Origin of the sequence: Bradyrhizobium sp. AZCC 2230, from assembly GCF_036924495.1 — a bacterium.
Taxonomy (GTDB): Bacteria; Pseudomonadota; Alphaproteobacteria; order Rhizobiales; family Xanthobacteraceae; genus Bradyrhizobium; species Bradyrhizobium rifense.
In genome coordinates this window covers 1,157,963-1,175,419 of record NZ_JAZHRS010000001.1, presented here as the reverse complement: position 1 = coordinate 1,175,419, position 17,457 = coordinate 1,157,963, and the positions used below count along the sequence as shown (strand labels likewise).

Here is a 17,457-nt window from a genome sequence, read left to right as displayed (position 1 = left end):
GACTCTCATCCGGACACGGAGCATGGGAACGTTGGTTCTGCTCGATCTGATGGGCGGCGTGGCGCTGTTGCTGTGGGGCCTGCACATGGTCCAAAGCGGCATCCTGCGCGCCTTTGGCCCCGACCTGCGACGCCTGCTCGGCAAGGCCCTCGGCAACCGCTTCAGCGCGTTTGGAGCCGGCCTCGGCCTCACGGCACTGCTTCAGAGCAGCACGGCGACCGCGCTGCTGACCAGCTCCTTTGCTGCCGAGGGCCTGCTCAGCCTCGTCGCCGCGCTCGCCATCATGCTTGGGGCCAATGTCGGCACGACGCTGATCGTCCAGGCATTGTCGTTCAACATCGCAGCCGTTGCGCCGGTGCTGTTCGTGCTCGGCCTCGTCGCCTTCCGCTCCGGCCCGCGCTCGCGGATCAAGGACATCGGCCGTCTCTGCATCGGCCTCGGATTGATGCTGCTGTCGCTGCATATTCTGCTCGACACGCTGGCGCCCGCGGAGAACGCCCCGGGTGTCCGTGTCGTGATGTCGGCGATAACTGGCGATCCGGTCCTGTGCATCATCGTCGCTGCACTCCTTACCTGGGCCGTGCATTCGAGCGTCGCCAGCGTGCTGCTGATCATGTCGCTGGCCTATTCGCAGTTCATCACGCCCGATGCCGCGCTGGCGCTGGTGCTGGGAGCCAATCTCGGCAGCGCCATCAATCCTGTGTTTGAAGGCGCGAAGCGCGACGATCCCGCGAGCTATCGCCTGCCGGTCGGCAATCTCATCAATCGTGTCGTCGGCATTGCGCTGGTGCTACCGTTCCTGGGCACGATCGCGGGCCACATGCACGCCTGGCAGCCTGATCTCGCCAAGATGATTGCGGCGTTCCACATCGCCTTCAACGTCGGCACGGCCGTCATCTTCATCGGCCTGCTCGACACCATGTCGCGCCTGCTGACTCGGCTCCTGCCCGATCGTGTGCAGGAAACCGACCCGGCCCGTCCGCGCTATCTCGACGAGACCGCGCTGGAGAGCCCCTCGCTCGCGCTTGCGGACGCGGCCCGCGAGACGCTGCGCATGGGCGATCTCGTTGAAACCATGCTGCGCAAGGTGATGGCCGCGATGATGACCGGCGACCGTTCGCTGGTCGATCAGGTCTCGAAGACGGACAATGTCGTCGACAGTCTCGACGAGGCCATCAAGCTCTACGTCACGAAGCTGACCCGCGGCAGCCTCGACGAGAGCGAGGGCCGGCGCGCGATGGAGATCATCTCCTTCGCCATCAACCTCGAGCATATCGGCGACATCATCGACAAGAATCTGAGCGAGCTTGCGACCAAGAAGATCAAGCGCCGCTTCCAGTTCTCGGCCGAAGGCGCCGAGGAGCTCGCCGCCTTCCACAAGCGCACGATGGACTCGCTGCGGATTGCCTTCGGCGTGTTCATGTCGGGCGATGCCAACGAGGCTCGCAAGCTGCTGGTGGAAAAGACCGCACTGAAGAACACCGAGCTCGCCGCCGTCGAACGCCATCTCGACCGCCTGCGCGAGGGCCGCCCCGAGACCATTGAGACCACGTCGCTGCATCTGGACGTGCTGCGCGATCTGCGCCGCATCCACTCGCATATCTGCTCGGTCGCCTATCCCGTGCTGGACGCGGCAGGCCAGCCCTATCGCCGGACCGAGACAGAGACAGCCGCCCTGCCCGCCTCGGGTGCCACGGCGCTGCCGCGCTAGGGGCTAAGACGCGACGCGCGGTTTGACTTGCGTGATGGCGACGCCGGAGATCGCAAGCAGTCCGCCGACGATCAGCTTTGGCGTCATGCGCTCGCCGAGGAACAACACGCTCGACATCAGTGCGAACACCGGAAGCAGCAGGCCGAAGGGCGCGACGCGGCCCATCGAGCAGCGCCCGATCAGCCAGAACCACAGGCTGAACCCGACGATACCGCCGATGAAGATCGTGTAGGCGAGCGCCAGCCAGCCGCGTCCATCGGCCGTGACAAGGCTCGCCATCTGTCCATATTCGAGCAGCAGCGACATCACCATGACCTGCGGCACCGTCAGCAGCGATGACCAGCCCATCAGCATCAGCGGATCGAACGGGCCGTAGCGTTTTGTGAGAACGTTGGACACGGCGAAGGCGAACGCGGCCCCGACCACGAGCAGCAGCGGCAGTGCGCTTCCCGAAAGGCCGGGCCCGGCTGCGAGCACGACCACGCCGGCGAAGGCCAGCACCACGCCGGCCGACGTGACGAGAGACGGCCTCTCCGCGAGCGACGGCCAGGCCAACAGGACGGTGAAGGGTGTGGCGAGCTGATACGCGACGGCCGATATGCTGCCGGAGCCGAGCCCGAGGCCGACATAGAACAGCCCGAAGTTCAGTCCGCCGAGAAAGAGCGAAATCGCCGCGATCGGACCGAGCTGTTGACGCGTGGGTTTCGCGACGAACGGAACCAGCAGCAGCGCGATCACCAGGAAGCGCAGTGCGAGGAAAAACAGCGGCGGAAACTCGCTCACGCCGACCTTGATCGCGACGAACTGATAGCCCCAAAGCAACGGGACCGCGACCGCGCAGATGATCTGAATAGCAGACATGGCGTAGATCCTTTCAGGACCATTCAGTCCAGATATTGACGCGCCAATGGACGAAGGCGCCCATGGGATTGCTCACCTGATGAAGCGATCGAGCAGCGCGTCGGCGGTGGCTTGTGACGTGGCTCGCGCCGGCGCCGTCTTGCCGGTCACGCGCAGGCCTTCGACGAAACAGACGAGGATTCGCGCGGCACTGGCGGGCTCGACACCATCGGCCAGTTGGCCTGCCGCTTTCGCGCGGGAGAGTGCGTCCGCCACCCTGCCCTCCATCGCTCTGAAGAAGCCCGCGACGCGACGGCCAATTTCGGCATCCTGGCCCCCCAGTTCCATGGCGGTGGCCACCAGCAGACAGCCGCGCCGGCCGCTGCTCCCGCTGGTACGCTCGACGTAACCGGCTAGATAGGTCCGCAGACCGTCAATCGGATCCTTGCGCGGGTCGAATTCGAACTCCATCCGCGCCAGGGCATCGGCAATGTAGCGATCGAGCGCGCGGAGGAAGAGCGAATGCTTGTCGCCAAAGGCCGCGTAAAGGCTACCGCGCGAGAGTTTTGTTGCCCGCAGCAGGTCCGGCAGCGCCGTGCCGTGATAGCCACGCGACCAGAACACATCCATGGCGCGCCCGACCGCGGCCTCGACATCGAAACCTCGGGGCCGCCCACGCGGCAATTGCACTGAGGATTGGTGTCGCATCGACTGATATATGAACCGATCGATCTTGAAATAGCAAGAGCCGTTTTGGATCGTTTTCCAACAGGTTTTGGGAGGTTTGCGGCTTGGTCCTGGATCAGCGGTCCTGCGTCCTAGACGTTCGGCCGCGGTTCTTGATGATCAGCATGATGTTGCGGACATAGATGATGGTCGCCAGCGCCTGCCCGAGGATGATGACCGGCTCGCGCTTGACGACGCCGTAGACCAGCGTCATCAACCCGCCGCCCATCGAGCAGAACCAGAACGCCATCGGCACCACGCTGTTGCCGGCGCGTTCGCTCGCGATCCACTGCACCAGGAAGCGCGCGGTGAAGAACAGTTGCGCGACCAGGCCGAAGGCGAGCCAGAAATCGAACTTGGCGACGAAGACGTCGTAGAGATAGTTGCTCAGGGCCTGACCGAATTGAATGATCATGCTTTTACCTCAGTCACTTCTGGCGTCGGCTTCTTGCGGCGGATCAGCCACCACACGCCGGCGAGATCCAAGATCCCGATCCACAGCCGGTCGAAGAAGCCGTAATTGGACACGCCGGAATGGCGCGGCCGGTCGATCACGTCGACATAGGCGATGTCAAAACCTTCGCGGCGGACCAATGCCGGCAGGAAACGATGCAGCCCGTCGAAATAGGGCATCGTCAGGAAGACCTCGCGCCGGAATGCCTTCAGCCCGCAACCGGTGTCGCGCGTGCCGTCCTTCAGGATGCCATTGCGGACGCCGTTTGCGACGCGCGACTGGAGTTTCTTGAAACCGGTGTCCTTGCGCCCGACCCGCTGGCCCGCGGCAAGCCCGACATTGGCGCCCTTCTCGACCGCCGCGATCAGGTCCGGCAGGAAGGCTGGATTGTTCTGGCCGTCGCCATCGAGCGTCGCCACGATCGTGCCGCGGGCCGCGCGCACACCGCTGCGCACCGCCGCCGACTGGCCGCCCGATTTGGCATGACGCAGCTGCCGCAGATTGTCCCGCTGCGTCATCATCGCTGCGAGCCGCTCGCCGGTCGCATCGGTCGAGCCGTCGTTGACATAGATGATCTCATAGGCCCAGCGGCCATCGAGCGCGGCCGTGATCTCGTCGATCAAAGGCGCAATGTTGTCGGCTTCGTTGCGCACGGGGACGACGATGGAAACCGAAGGCTGGGACGGCGACAAATCGAAGCTCGTGGTTGGAATTGGCCCGCGACCTGGGGAACCGGCAGCCCCGGGAAGCAGCCGCTTTTATGGGGCAGATGCCCCGCGGGCAACCCTTTTAAGGCGCCCGGGAAGCGGTCCCGGAAGCGGCACGATGGTGCCGTCGGCCCGGATGGCAAAAGCGAGCCGGCGCGCCGCAAACCAGTAGCGGACGGCCATGGCGCCGACCATGCCGACCAGCGCACCGGCCGTGACGTCACTCGGGTGGTGCGCCAGCAGCACCAGACGCGTCAGCACGATCACGATTGCGTAAGTGAACATGAACACGCGCAGGCGCGGCCAGAGCGCCGAAACTGCAAATGCAAGAGCAAACGCCGTCACCGCATGCCCCGACGGCAGGCTGGCATATGCCCCCGTGCCCTCGAACGGAATGAAGTTGAACGGATCGGCGTTGCCGCCGACGAATGGACGTCCGCGGCCAATGAGATATTTCAGGATATCGGTGACGAACGTCGACAGGGCAACGGACAGAAACAGATATTGCAGCCTTGTGCCGAAGCCGAGCAGCAGCGCGCGGCGTGTGCCGTGCAGGCCTGCCGCAACAAGCGCCACGACGATGAGCGCAACACCCAGCACCGAGAGCACATTCTCGTCCTTGCCGAAATCGGTGAGGATGCGGATCGGCCAGAGCGCCGGCGTGCCGCGCGCGGGCATCAGCTGGATCTCGGTCCCATCGAACGCGACCATGAGCACAATAACTAGAGCGGCGCCCGCCGCGCTGAGCCACAGCGAATGCCGCGCCAGCTTTCGCGCAGCCGCGGCGCGGCGCGAATGCGAGGGCGTGCGCACGAGCTGCGCCAGCGCATGTCCGGAGACCGCGAGCAACTGCGCGAGATAGCCCGCGCGCGGCGCGATGTTGGTCGAGGCCGACATCTTACTCAGTGCCTTCCGAGCGGAAGATCGAGATCGAGATCGCGCGTCCTTGCGAGAAATTATAGCCGTCGATGCGCGTGCCGACCTTGTAGCGCAGTCCGATCGCCTCGGCACGCTGCACGAAGCTGCGCTCTGACTTCTGCTCGATCAGCGCAAACCGGCAGCTTCCCTGCCTGAGGAAATCGGCGGCTCCCGATCCGTCGGTCAGCAGCGTCTGGGTACCCGTCAGGAAGACGAGGCTCGGCTCGTGATAGCCGGCCGACGCCGCCTTCGGCCCGACGCAGGTCACGTTGCGCAGCGCGCGCGCGACCTCGATGCTCGGAAACAGCGGCGTCAGCGACGGCAGCACGATGCCGTAGACCACGACCGCCAGCATCAGCGCCGCGACCAGCGCGTTGAGGACCGAGCGCTCGGCGCGGTTGTTGTCGTAGAGCCACCAGGCGAACAGGCCGAAGATCAGCGAGGCCGCGATGAACGGCCAGGCCACGAAGGCCGGCTGCCGCGTCAGCATGACGGCGCCGACGACCGCGATGATCGAGCCGCCCGCGGGGATCGCGAACCACCAGGCCGAGCCGCGCGCCAGCCAGGAGCGCGACAGCACATTCCGCTCCAGCGCGCCCGCGGTGAGGATCGCAATCGCGGGATAGAGCGGCAGCACGTAATGCGGCAGCTTGGTCAGCACCGCCTCGAACACGATCCAGGACGGGATCAGCCAGGCCAGCAGGAACTGAGCGCCGGGCTCGCGACGCGCCCGCCACACCGCAGGCGCCGCCATCGCCGCGAGCGGCGCGCCCGGCCAGAAGGTGATCCAGAACAGCGCCAGGTAAAGACCGGGCGGCGCGCCATGGGATTCCTGCGCACCGATCTTGCTCAGCATGTCGCCGCCGACGGAGTCGGCGAAGAAGGCATCGCCCGCGCGCCAGAAGATCGCGACGAACCAGGGCAGCACCAGCACCAGCATCCACATCAGGCCCCAGACCGGGCGCAGCTTCCACAGCCAGGAGGAATCGCGATCCTGGATCGCGAGCGCGACGATCGTCAGACCTGCGAACATCAGGATCAGCGGGCCCTTGATCAGGATGCCGACGGCGAGCGCGGTCCAGAAGATCGCAGGCCAGCTCCAGGGCGGATGGGTTTCGTCCTCGGCGCGCTGCCAGGACAGATAGGCGCGTGCCATCGCGCCCATCGCCGCGACCACGCAGAACAGCAGCATCGCGTCGGTCTTGGCGAGCCGCGCCTCGACGCCGAGCAGCACGGAGGAGCACATCAGAAGCCCGGCAAGGACTGCGGCGCGCCGCGTGACGAAGCCAAGCGCCGCCCAATAGGTCATGAGCACGGCGCCGATCGCTCCCAGCAGCGACGGCAGCCGGTAGACCCAGATCCGGAGTTCAGCCTTCGGCAGCTTCAGTGCAGTCGCGACTTCGACGGCCGCGGATTGCAACCAATAGATGCCGACCGGTTTCTTGTAGCGCACGTCCTCCTGGAAGCGGATGTCGACATAGTCGCCGCTCTCGACCATCTGCTTGGTGGCCTGGGCAAACCGCGCCTCGTCGCGATCGACCGGCGGAATCGTGAAGAAACCGGGCAGGAACAGCAGCAGCGCGCACAGCGCGAGGAAGGCCACGGCGCGGGCGTGGCTGGCGGTCACGAAGTCGAGCATCAGCACGAGCCGGCTGCCCGGATTCACGGGCGTTTTCGGCTCTCGGGGCGCTCCAAAACGAAGCGTTGGGTAGGTCTCGGCCATTGGTTCCGCTTACGCTGAAACCGCCATCGCCACAACCGCTTAAGGCAAGGTCATTGAATTCGAATGACAACTGTGTCCGCGGCGCCAGTGGCGTCGATCACGGTCAGCCGTGCAAAGCCCGGGCCGGGCGGATCAATCAGCCGTTGGCGCCGCCCGTCGATCTCGCCGAGCGCGGTACCGTTGACCATGACAGTCATCGGCAACACCCCGCCGGCGATCTTGACGGGCATGGCGGCAGCCTCAGCCCCGGAGGAGCGATCCACGTCGATCCGGGAGCCATTGAGCGGGAACTGGATGTGGAGCGCCTGCTCGCCCCCGGTCCGGATGAGTTCCCCCATGGGGTGGAACCGCTTCAGCGGCAACGGCAACTTCGCGTTGCTGGCAACCAAGGTTCCCTTGGGTGGCTTCGGCAATGGGGTCAGGGTCTTGCCGGTCCGCGCGAAGGCATCGAACAGGATCGGCGCCGCGGCGATGCGGCCAATCAGGCCGGGAACGGGGGCGCCATCCGGCCGGCCGACCCAGACGCCGACGGTCATGCGGCCATCGAAGCCGACCGACCAGGCGTCGCGATAACCGTAGGAGGTGCCGGTCTTGAAGGCGATGCGGTTGTGGGCGGCGTTCTCCGGCGGCGGGGTGCCGAGCAGGACATTGCCGACCTGCCAGGCCGCGACGGGGTCCAGCAGCCGCAGCGGCTCGCGATCGTCCTTGGCCGTCATGATCTCGCGCAGCGGCTTGGTGGTGCCGAGCCGGGCGAAGCCGGCATAGAGTTGGGCGAGGTCCTGCAGCGTCACGCCGACGCCGCCGAGCCCCATGGCGAGTCCCGGTGCCTCGTCCTTGGGCAGAATGAGGTTGCCTCCCGCCTGCCGCAGCCGCGATGCCAGCCGGCTCGAGCCGACGCGGTCGAGCAGCACGATCGCCGGCACGTTCAGCGAAAGCTGCAGCGCCTTCTTCACCGGCACTGTGCCCTGGAACGTCATGTCAAAATTTTCCGGCGCGTAGGAGCCAAAGCGGACCGGCCGGTCGTCGATCAGGCTGTCGGGATGGACAAAACCGTCCTCAAAGGCGAGCCCATAGATGAACGGTTTCAGCGTCGAGCCCGGCGAGCGGATGGCGCGAGTCATGTCGACCTGCCCTGCCCGGCTCTCGTCGAAATAATCGGCCGAGCCGACACGCGCGAGCACATCGCCGCTCTCATTGTCGACCACGATGATGCCGACCGAGATATTTGGTCCGAGCGCAATCGCGCGGTCGCGCGCCAGCGGCTCCAGTACCTTCTGGAGACTGGAATCCAGCGTCAGCTTGATGACCGGCGTATCCTTCACCGTTGCCAGCGCGCTATCGGACGCGTGCGGCGCCAGGATCGGCATCGGCTTGCGCAGCTTCGGCACCGGCACGGCCTTGGCCTGCTTCGCATCGTCGATGCTGACCACATGCTCCTGCACCATGCGGTCGAGCACGCGATCGCGGGCGATGCGCGCGGCCTCCGGATAGCGATCGAGCCTGCGCGTCTCCGGCGATTGCGGCAGCGCGACCAAGAGCGCTGCTTCCGCCAGCGACAGCCGCTTCGGCTCCTTGCCGAGATAGGCAATCGCGGCGGCACGGATGCCTTCGAGATTGCCGCCATAGGGCGCGAGCGCGAGGTAGAGGTTGAGGATCTCGTCCTTGCTCAGCGTCCGCTCCAGCTCGATCGCGCGCACGATCTGCTGCAGTTTTGCGTAGAGCGAGCGCTGCTGCCGCGGCTCCATCAGGCGGGCGAGCTGCATCGAGATGGTCGAGCCGCCGGACACGATGTGCCCGCGCGTCGAGAGCTGCACCGCGGCGCGGCCCAGCGCCAGCGGATCAATGCCGTCATGTGTGTAGAAGCGCTGGTCCTCGTAGGCGAACAGCAGCTTGAGATAAGTCGAATCGACGTTGACCTTGGCATCGACCGGAAGCCGCCAGCGCCCATCGGCCATGGCGTAGGCGCGCAGCAGTTTGCCGTTGCGATCGATGATGGTAGTGGAGACACGGCGCGCCTCATCGAGCGGCAGCGGGCCGAGGGAGTAGACCCAGCCGACGAAGCCGATGATGGCAAGGATGAACGCGAGCGCGGCGACAGAGAGGAGACGATGTCCCCTGCCCCGTCCTCCATCATGGCCGGGCTTGACCCGGCCATCCACGCCGCTGCTCAGCACATCGCTCATCTCGCTACTCACTTCGCCGCCCGCACCTCGACGGATCCCGTTCCCGTGCGGCCGTAGCGCGAGGGATTGTACATGTCCTCGACATAGGCCTGCGGCAGCACGTATTTGCCGGGCGAAACCACGCGCACGACATAGGCGACGGTGAAGACCGCCTTGGAATCCGAGGCACGGTCGACCGCAGCGGTCAAGCGGTCGTCACGGAACTCGGTGTCCTCCGGCTCCTGGCCGTCCTCGATCCAGTCCAGCGTGCCGCTGTCGCCCGACGACACCAGTTTTGGATTGTCGATCTCCAGGCCCGCCGGCAGATAATCGGACACCATGATGTGGCCGTACTCAGGCTTGGCCTCGGTGATCTTCAACACCACGGCGAAGCGATCGTTCTGCTTGACCTTGCTGATGTCGGCCGGCTTGCCGTCGAGCGTGAAGTAATTGCGCTCGATCTTGAAGCCGTTCGATGCAGCCGGCTCCGGCGTCACCGGCGAGCCCGACACCGAGATCACCGCCTGCACCGGCGCGTCGCCCGTGTTGGTGATCTTCAATGGCTTGCCGCTCAGCGTATCCGCCTTGTAGCTGCGGTAGAGCGCGGTCTTGACGCTCTGACCGTCGACCTCGATCGAGAGGTTTTCCTTGGCCAGCGCACGCGCCGCCAACACCAGCCACGCATTCTCCTGCGTCGAGGTGTAGGGCGTGAGCCCGCGCGCGGTCTCGACCCGCAAGACCGCCTGCGTCAGCGTCGCCTTCGGCGCGTTGCCTTCGCTCGCGAGCGAGACGAGAGCAGCAGCATCGCGCAGCTGCGAGCCGTAGTCGGTGCGGCCGAATTCCAGCACCGGCTTTGGCGCGAGGCTGTCGAGGGCTGCGCCATAGACCCGCTCCGCACGGTTGCGGTCTCCGACCAGAGCCAACGCCGCCGCGAGCTGCGACTTCGCAATCGGGGTTGCGAGGTTGTTCAGCTTGGTGTCGGCGAGATAACGGAGATCGCCGATCGGAGCAGCGCCATTGCGGGCGAGCACGTAGAGGCCGTAGGCGAGATCGCGCCCGCCATCCTTCTCCGGCTCATTGCCGTTGACGACGGAGTTGCGGATACGATCCAGCGCGTTCTTGAACAGCACGTCCGGCACCACAAAACCCTTTTCACGGGCGCGGGTGAGGAAGTCCGTCACATAGGCATCGAGCCAGGCATCGTCGCCGCCCGCCGACCACAGGCCGAACGAGCCGTTCGAGCCCTGGCGCGCCAGGAGCCGCTCGATGGCGTCGCGGATGCGCTGGTCGACCTCGGTGTCCATGGCGAGATGTGCGCCGGCCGCGAGGTCGTTGACGTAGAGCAGCGGCATGGCGCGGCTCGTGATCTGCTCCGAGCAGCCATAGGGATAGCGGTCGAGCGCCTTGAGGATCGTCGCCGCATCGAGCGCGGTCGACAGGCTCGCCGAGACCGAGACGCTGCCGGTGCCCAGCACAAGGTCGGAGAACATGTCCGAGGTCAGCGTCAGGCTCTCACCCTTCGCCAGCGTCCGGATCGAACGCCGTGCCAGCACCTGCGTTGCCGCCTTGACGTCGAGCGCATAGTGTCGCGCGAGCGCAAGGCCGTTCGGGCCCTTGATGTCGACGTCGAGCGTCGCCGGCCCCGCCGCGGTCGCGTCGATCGCCAGCGAGAACGAATTGCGCTGCTTGGCGGCGAGCTTCACGGTGGTGGCGGGATTGCCGGTCATCTTAACGGGTCCGCCGGTCTTGACGTCGATGACATAGTCGCCGGCCTGTCCCTCGACATTGTCGATCTCGAGATTGACCGTGCCGTGGTCGCCGTTGAGCAGGAAGCGCGGCAGGGTCGTAGTCAGCACCACGGGATCGCGGATCACGACGTCGGTGTTGGCGCGGCCGAGCTTGGTCGCGGTCCATGCCACCGCCATCACGCGCGCGGTGCCGGCGAACTCCGGAATATCGAAGCTGACTTCCGCGCTGCCGTCGGCACCGACGGTGACGATGCCAGAATAGAGCGCGAGCGGCTTCTGCGCAGGCGGCGAGCCCTGGAGCTCGGCTGCGCCGGCGTCACCGCCGGATTTGATCTGGCCGCGCGTCCCTGACATGCCGTCGATCAGCTGCCCATAGAGATCGCGGATCTCCGCGCTCAGGCGGCGCTGGCCGAGATAATAATCATCCGGCGCCGGCGGCTTGTAATTGGTGAGGTTGAGAATGCCGACATCGACTGCAGCGATCACGACCTTGGCGTCCTCACCCGGATTGAGCCCGTCGAGCTTGACCGGGATCTTCAGCATCGCATTCGGCCGGATCAGCGCCGGCGGCGTCAGCTTCACTTGCAGCGTCCGCGTCTGCTTGTCGATGCCGAACCATTTCAGGCCGATGGCGCGGCCCGGCATGCGCTGGGCTGCCGCATCGAGCGGACGGCGCAGCGTCGCCACCACATAAGCGCCGGTGCCCCAGTCCTTGCCGACCGGGAGTTTTACCTGCGCGGTGCCTTCCTTGACGTCGATGGTCTGCGTCGTCAGCAGCCGGTCGCCGAGCACGTTGACGGTGAGCTTGCCGGCGGAACGGACATTGACCGACACGGTCATGCTATCGCCTGACGCGTATTGCGGCTTGTCGATCGAGGTCTCCAGCAGGTCCGGCGTATCGGCGCTGCCGTCGGAATACCAGCCGACGTCGAACTGCACCGAAGTCACCGGGCCGTCGGCATCGTTCGACTTCACGTCGAGCCGGTAGCGGCCGGGCTGTGGCGCCAGTGAAATACGGGACGGCTTGTCGGCAGCGATCACGACGTCACCGTCAGAAACGCGCGAGGTCGACTTGACCGGCTCGTACTCCCAGTAATTGTTCTGGCGATACCACTGATAGCGCGACTCCATCTTCAGGAGCTCGTAGCGCAGGCCGTCGCGCGGCAAGGTCTTGCCCTCGGGCGAGACGAACACGATGTCGAACTCGGCCTTGTCGCCCTCCGCGACGTTCTTGTCGCCGAATAGCGGCTTGATGCCGATCAGGGCGGTCGCGGGCGCCACCGGCAGCACGAGCTTGCGCTCGACCGCGCGGCCGCCGGTCTCGACCATGCGCACGAAGATCTGCGCTTCCTGCGGACGGGTTGAGGCCGGCTGCTTCTCCAGTGTCACCGGGAAGGTCGCAACGCCATTGGCGTCGGCTTCCGGCAGATTCTCCAGCGGGGTACGCTCATTCGAGGTGGTCTGCTCGTCATCGACGCCGAACTGGTAGCCGGCAAAGCCCGGGCGTTCGCTCGCAGGCGCGATCAGCATGTCGCCTTCGAGCTGGAGGCCCGAGGCCGGCGCGCCATAGAGGAAATGACCGTCTGCCTTGAGCTCCACAGGAGCGTTAGCTTTGATCAGCTTGTCCTTGGCCGACAAGTCGAATTCGATCCGGTCGGGGACGTAATCCTCGACCATGAAAGTGGTCTCGCCGACCGACGCCCCCTTCGGATCGGTGAAGGCGCGCACCCGCCAGGTACCGGTCGGTACGGCCGAGTTGAGCGGTACGGCAAGCGAGCGACCGCCGGCACCCTGGTCGGACAGCACGGCACGGCGGAATTCGACGCCATCGGGGCGCTCGATCACCAAGGTCAATGGACCACCGGTGACGGCATTGCCCTGCCCGTCACGCAAGAGTGCGGTCAGATAGACGGTCTCGCTGGAGCGGTAGACGCCACGCTCGGCATAGACAAAGGCGTCGGCGCCTGATGGCACCGCGCGACCCGCGACGCCGCGGTCGGACAGATCAAAGGCCGAGGTCTTGAGGCTGAGGAAGGCATAATCGGCCTTCTCGCCGGTGACAGTCAGCATAGCCGGTGACAGACCGCCCTCGCCGCGCGCCAGCCCCGCTTCGAACAGCACGTGGCCCGACTCGTCGGTCTTGCGCGTCGCCAAAATCTCGTTGTTGCGGGCGACCAGCCGCACCTCGGCCTTGCCGACCGGATCGGTCGAGGCCAGCGAATTGACGAAGACATGGATGCCGTCATTGCCTGAATAGGCCGTGACGCCGAGATCCGAGACGATGAACCATTGGGTTGCAAGCTGGGAGTCGCCGTCGGAGCCCGGTCCCTTGGCGGCGGCCGTCATCACATAGACGCCGGGCTGGAGTTCGCCCAGCGCCTGATCGACTGGAAACGCGGTGATGACGTCCTGGTTCAGAGTCATCGCGGTGGCGAGCTCGCCGGACCAGACCTTCACACCGCGCTGGTCGCCGAGATCGCTGAGCTGGTATTTCGACAGCGTCTTCTGGAAGTCACTGTCGACCACCGTGTTGATCAGATTGCGATCGCCGATCCGGAACACGTCGACGGTAACCGCGGGCGTGTTGACGCTGACCACGGGGATGCCGCGCTGGCCGGTCTTCGGCAGCACATAGGCGCGGCTGGTAAAGCGCACGAACGGCTTGCGGTCGCGCACATAGATGTTGAACTCGGCCGATTTCGGCAGGCCTTCCTTCACGGTCGACGGCAGGCCCGCGCGCAAATTGATGTTGTAGCGCTCGCCGTGCTTGAGCCCATCGACGCAGAGCTGCTTGCCTTCGGCCGACAGCGCCGGCTTGTCCTGGCCCGCGAGCGCGAGGAACGGCGCAAAGTCGGTGCGCTTGGCGAGCTCTTCCGAGAACTGGAAGCAGGCACGCGGGCTCGCCGAATCCGAATCCACGGTATAGTCGAGCAGCCGAAAACCGTGCTCGTCGCGCAGCTTCTCGTAACTGCCGCGAACGTCGGCAATCTCGCGCATATCGAGCGACAGCCGCAACGCGTCCAGCGCCGGCCGCCACAGTTTTCGTTCGGAGAGCGACTTGCCGAGCACGGCGAGCGCGTCCGCCTCCTCGCCCGGATTGCCGGCGCGCTGGTAGGCGATGTAGGCAGCGGTCGAGGCGCGCTCCAGCAGGAAGGTCTGCTCGCTCGAGCTCTTCGGCGTGATCTGGAAGATGACTTTTGCGAGCCGCAGCCAGTTGCCGGCGTCATCGGGCGTGACGGCGGCGATCTGGCCGAGCACCGAGAGCCCGGTGCGGTAATCGTTGCGCTTGAAGGCGGCATCGGCGTCGGTGCGCAGGGTCGCCCCGGTCTTGGCGACCGGCCCGGCCTCGCTCTTGATCTGCGCCTCCAGCTTGATGGCGGAATCAGCGAGATCGTCGCGCTTGAACGCCTTGTCCGCGGCGAGCGCGGTGCTCAGGCCAAGCGCCAGCGTGGCGCAGAGTGTGACGGCGCGAACCAGACCGATCATGAAGGGACTCCCGGAAATCGCGGACGAACGCCGCGGCGGCGCTAAACTGCGCGGAAAGGGTGACAGACTCAAGGCGATGGAACCCAAGGTGCAAAACGTCGCATTCGCCATGGCAAGGCACGCCCAGAGGAGACCGATCGCGCTATCGCCGCGCACGCCGTCCTGAGGCGCAGCAATATCCGATCCGTCGTCCGGCGGCCGTATCCCGGAAGCTGGTCAGCGCCCCCGGCGATGTGATCCATCGTCCAGTACGCTGCCGCTCAACCCGGCACCCTGACACTCCGCCGTTCCGCTTTGTCGCGGCTGGAGGGAAAACGGTTCGGTTCAGGCTTGGCGAAAGGCCAGATTTTTCATATTGGCATGATATATGACAGCCGGCCCCCAAACCGGGGTGGCCCAGACGGTCCCATAGCTCAACTGGATAGAGTAGCGGATTTCTACTCCGCGGGTTGCAGGTTCGAGTCCTGCTGGGATCGCCAGCCTCAGTCTTGTCGACGTGCCCCGGCGTTCATCATTAACGCGCCCCCATCCCCTCATTGCAAATCTGTCGTCTTTCACGAACGCGTGGGTAACCTTGCTCCGGTCTTTGAACCGGACGCGTGCCCCCTATCTATCCGCGGCGGGCGACGTGCGCCCGAATAGGGACTGTCGATGCCGCGAGCCGAATTGAAGAGAATGTGGATCGCCGGCGCGGTGGCGATCATCGCGATATCGTTTCTCGCGCTCGACGCAATCGTGGACGTCAACTCCAGCGTGATCACAAAGCGGATCGAGATGGCGCAGGCGTCGATTGCGGATGCCGCCATGAGCCAGCATCAGCTTGCCTCCGCGGTTCAGGCCTGGGCGCGTCGAGGCCACCAGAAGCAGCCGTCGGCGGTCGAGTGATTCCAACTTTGGCCTGAACTTGGGCCCTGAACGGTCCAGCATTCCGTTTGTTCACGGTCCGACTCCGCTCCGTTCCCAAAGCACGAATCGCGACCACAATACGCAGCATTGCGCATGTCTTAACGGCGCGTTTCGCAAATCAAAACCAACACGCATCGATCGTGTCGTTCGACAACATGCGAACGAGATTGCGACCGGGACGTTGAATGCGACGAAACAGAGTGGTGCCGACCTGCTAGCCCCGGTCGGCTTTGAAGGGCCCCGTGCTTGTCCCCCCGAGCACGGGGCTTTCTCATGACGGGTGCCAAGACCCGAACCGGGCGAACTTGTCTGTCAGACGAAAATCAGTCCCTTCGCTCGTCGTCGCGCCGATCGCGGGCGAGCTGATGCCAGGCCAGAGCCAGCTCGATCAGTCGTTGCCGGTCGGGGCCTTCTGACGCCGCGGCGCGCTTCATCGCCGCCTCGGCTTCAAGCTGTGGGTCGTACTTGGTACACATGCGGCCAAGTTTAACCGGCAGATATGGACAAGTGCGTGGCAAATTCGTCCGTATGATTGCGGAGGACGAAAGTCGCAACGGCGTGCACGATTCCGCACGATATTACCGCGATGAATTTGACGTTCGACCGGACCCCGCGCGATCTCGATTTCGCCGCGTACACAAACCGGTGAGGCCGGCTTTCATTCTGGTGATCTGTGAATTGCATCACAGCCGATTTCCGGCGCGTTCGCTAGACAGTGCCTCACGCGCCGCAAGAACGCGACACAGGAAGGATGGCTGTTCTGCTCATGACACGAAAGGCCGAAGCCGCAGCACGGGCTCACGCATCATCGCGCAAGACCGACCTGTTCGGTCTCTCCCTTCTCGCCGCCATCGTCCTGGTGATGACAGCCTGGATCGGCGGCCTGGTCTGGGCCGCGATGGCGTTCCTGACCTGGCTCGTCTCCTGAGCGCAACGCGATCGCACGCGTTAGAACAGGTAGTGCACCAGTTGCACCGCCTTGATCCCTCCGCAAACGATCATGGCCCATAGCGCCAAGCTGATCTGGATCGCATCCAGCATGTTCCTATCCCCGCGACTCACGTCTCCGTTTTTCTTTGATCAAGGCGCGTTGCGGCAGGGAGCGCCAGAGAAAAGTTGAGACAGTTGTTGTGCGTCGCCGCAACGTCGTTAGACCTCGTCTCCACACAGGAGCAAACGCAAGTGAGGCGGGCACCGGGCCCGCCTCATTCATGTTGGATTGCGCTTTGAGAAGTTCAGTAGCAGGCGCGCGGATCGGCCTGCACATACTGGCCGCTCGGATAGCGGTAATAGCAAACGCCCTCGGCGACATAGTAGCCTGGGCGCGAGGCAGCCGTCGCACCGGCGATCGCACCGGTGGCGCCACCGATCACAGCTCCAGCCGCCGCACCCGAAGCGCGCCCGGAAATCAGGCCGCCGAGCACGCCGCCGACGATGGCACCGCCCAGCGCGCTCGCGCCGGGGTCGGGGGCCGGTGGTGGTGGAGGCGGCGGTTCATAGGCGAGCGGCGGACCCGGCGGCGCATAGGCCACCGGCACGTCGTCGACAAAGTCTTCGGAAATGTAGGCGGGCGGGCCGTCCATCCGCTGCGGATAATAGTACCAGACGCCGCCGACATCCCACCACCAGCCGGGGCGGCCGTTGTGGACCTCGTGGCGCCAGCGTCCGCCGTCCCAGGCAAGATTGCCGCGATAGCCGTGTCCGCCCCAGTCGCGCGCCGGTGCGGGACCGCGTGCCATATAGCGACCGGCTCCCGGCGGCGGGCCACCGGCATTGCGCGGTCCGGGGCCATGCGGTCCGGGACCTGCTCCTGCAGCTCCTCCAGGACCTGGGCCCGGAGCCACGTGGGCCTGGCCGCCAGGCTGAGGACCGGGGTGTACGGCCTGCTGCGGCGAAGGACCCTTGCGCATGTTCTGACCGGCCGGGGGTAGGGTACCTGCGCCCTGCCCTGGCGGCTGGCCGATGCCCTTCGGCGGCGCTGCCTCCTGCGCCTGCGCGGACAATGCCAGCAACGACATGGCCGAAACCATGGGAATGATGATCTTCATGCGGCTGGACGCACTCATGCGTGCTTAC

Annotated in this window: 12 protein-coding genes and 1 tRNA gene; 4 read left to right on the top strand and 9 right to left on the bottom strand. The window is 65.4% G+C overall.

What is annotated here, in order from left to right; translation table 11 throughout:
* Positions 1–22 precede the first annotated feature (22 nt).
* Positions 23–1,711 carry a Na/Pi cotransporter family protein gene (locus V1280_RS05650; protein WP_334520173.1) on the top strand — a complete coding sequence of 563 codons (1,689 nt, stop codon included), beginning with the start codon at positions 23–25 and terminating at the stop codon, positions 1,709–1,711.
* 3 nt (positions 1,712–1,714) lie between these two features.
* Here the strand turns inward: V1280_RS05650 and V1280_RS05645 are convergent, their stop codons facing one another.
* The 8 genes from V1280_RS05645 to V1280_RS05610 form a co-directional block, all read right to left on the bottom strand.
* Positions 1,715–2,572 carry a DMT family transporter gene (locus V1280_RS05645; RefSeq protein WP_334520170.1) on the bottom strand — a complete coding sequence of 286 codons (858 nt, stop codon included), beginning with the start codon at positions 2,570–2,572 and terminating at the stop codon, positions 1,715–1,717.
* Between the two features lie 72 nt (positions 2,573–2,644).
* Complete coding sequence (locus V1280_RS05640; RefSeq protein WP_334520167.1) at positions 2,645–3,181, bottom strand: TetR/AcrR family transcriptional regulator; 537 nt, start codon at positions 3,179–3,181, stop codon at positions 2,645–2,647.
* A gap of 172 nt (positions 3,182–3,353) precedes the next feature.
* Positions 3,354–3,692: a lipid-A-disaccharide synthase N-terminal domain-containing protein gene (locus V1280_RS05635; RefSeq protein WP_334520164.1), complete on the bottom strand. Its 339-nt coding sequence runs from the start codon at positions 3,690–3,692 to the stop codon at positions 3,354–3,356.
* Entirely contained in the window at positions 3,689–4,423 is a 735-nt protein-coding gene (locus tag V1280_RS05630; protein ID WP_334520161.1) for a glycosyltransferase family 2 protein, read from the bottom strand. Before V1280_RS05630 ends, V1280_RS05635 begins: the two co-directional genes overlap by 4 nt.
* Positions 4,424–4,489: 66 nt before the next feature.
* Entirely contained in the window at positions 4,490–5,335 is an 846-nt protein-coding gene (locus V1280_RS05625) for a phosphatase PAP2 family protein (RefSeq protein WP_334520158.1), read from the bottom strand.
* 1 nt (position 5,336) lies between these two features.
* Positions 5,337–7,079 carry an ArnT family glycosyltransferase gene (locus tag V1280_RS05620; RefSeq protein WP_334520155.1) on the bottom strand — a complete coding sequence of 581 codons (1,743 nt, stop codon included), beginning with the start codon at positions 7,077–7,079 and terminating at the stop codon, positions 5,337–5,339.
* 50 nt (positions 7,080–7,129) lie between these two features.
* Positions 7,130–9,262 carry a penicillin-binding protein 1C gene (gene pbpC, locus V1280_RS05615; RefSeq protein ID WP_334520153.1) on the bottom strand — a complete coding sequence of 711 codons (2,133 nt, stop codon included), beginning with the start codon at positions 9,260–9,262 and terminating at the stop codon, positions 7,130–7,132.
* An 8-nt stretch (positions 9,263–9,270) separates the two neighbouring features.
* Positions 9,271–14,475, bottom strand: coding sequence for an alpha-2-macroglobulin family protein (locus V1280_RS05610; RefSeq protein WP_334520151.1), 5,205 nt, complete (start codon positions 14,473–14,475; stop codon positions 9,271–9,273).
* 402 nt (positions 14,476–14,877) lie between these two features.
* Here V1280_RS05610 and V1280_RS05605 point away from each other — a divergent pair.
* The 3 genes from V1280_RS05605 (at position 14,878) to V1280_RS05595 (ending at position 16,309) form a co-directional block, all read left to right on the top strand.
* Positions 14,878–14,954, top strand: a tRNA-Arg gene (locus tag V1280_RS05605).
* A 172-nt stretch (positions 14,955–15,126) separates the two neighbouring features.
* On the top strand, positions 15,127–15,360 hold the full coding sequence (locus tag V1280_RS05600; RefSeq protein WP_334520149.1) for a hypothetical protein: 234 nt from the start codon (positions 15,127–15,129) through the stop codon (positions 15,358–15,360).
* A 772-nt stretch (positions 15,361–16,132) separates the two neighbouring features.
* Positions 16,133–16,309, top strand: coding sequence for a hypothetical protein (locus V1280_RS05595; RefSeq protein ID WP_187436630.1), 177 nt, complete (start codon positions 16,133–16,135; stop codon positions 16,307–16,309).
* 307 nt (positions 16,310–16,616) lie between these two features.
* On the opposite strand, the gene V1280_RS05590 is transcribed toward V1280_RS05595, so the two are convergent.
* Complete coding sequence (locus V1280_RS05590) at positions 16,617–17,447, bottom strand: hypothetical protein (RefSeq protein WP_334520143.1); 831 nt, start codon at positions 17,445–17,447, stop codon at positions 16,617–16,619.
* Positions 17,448–17,457 lie beyond the last annotated feature (10 nt).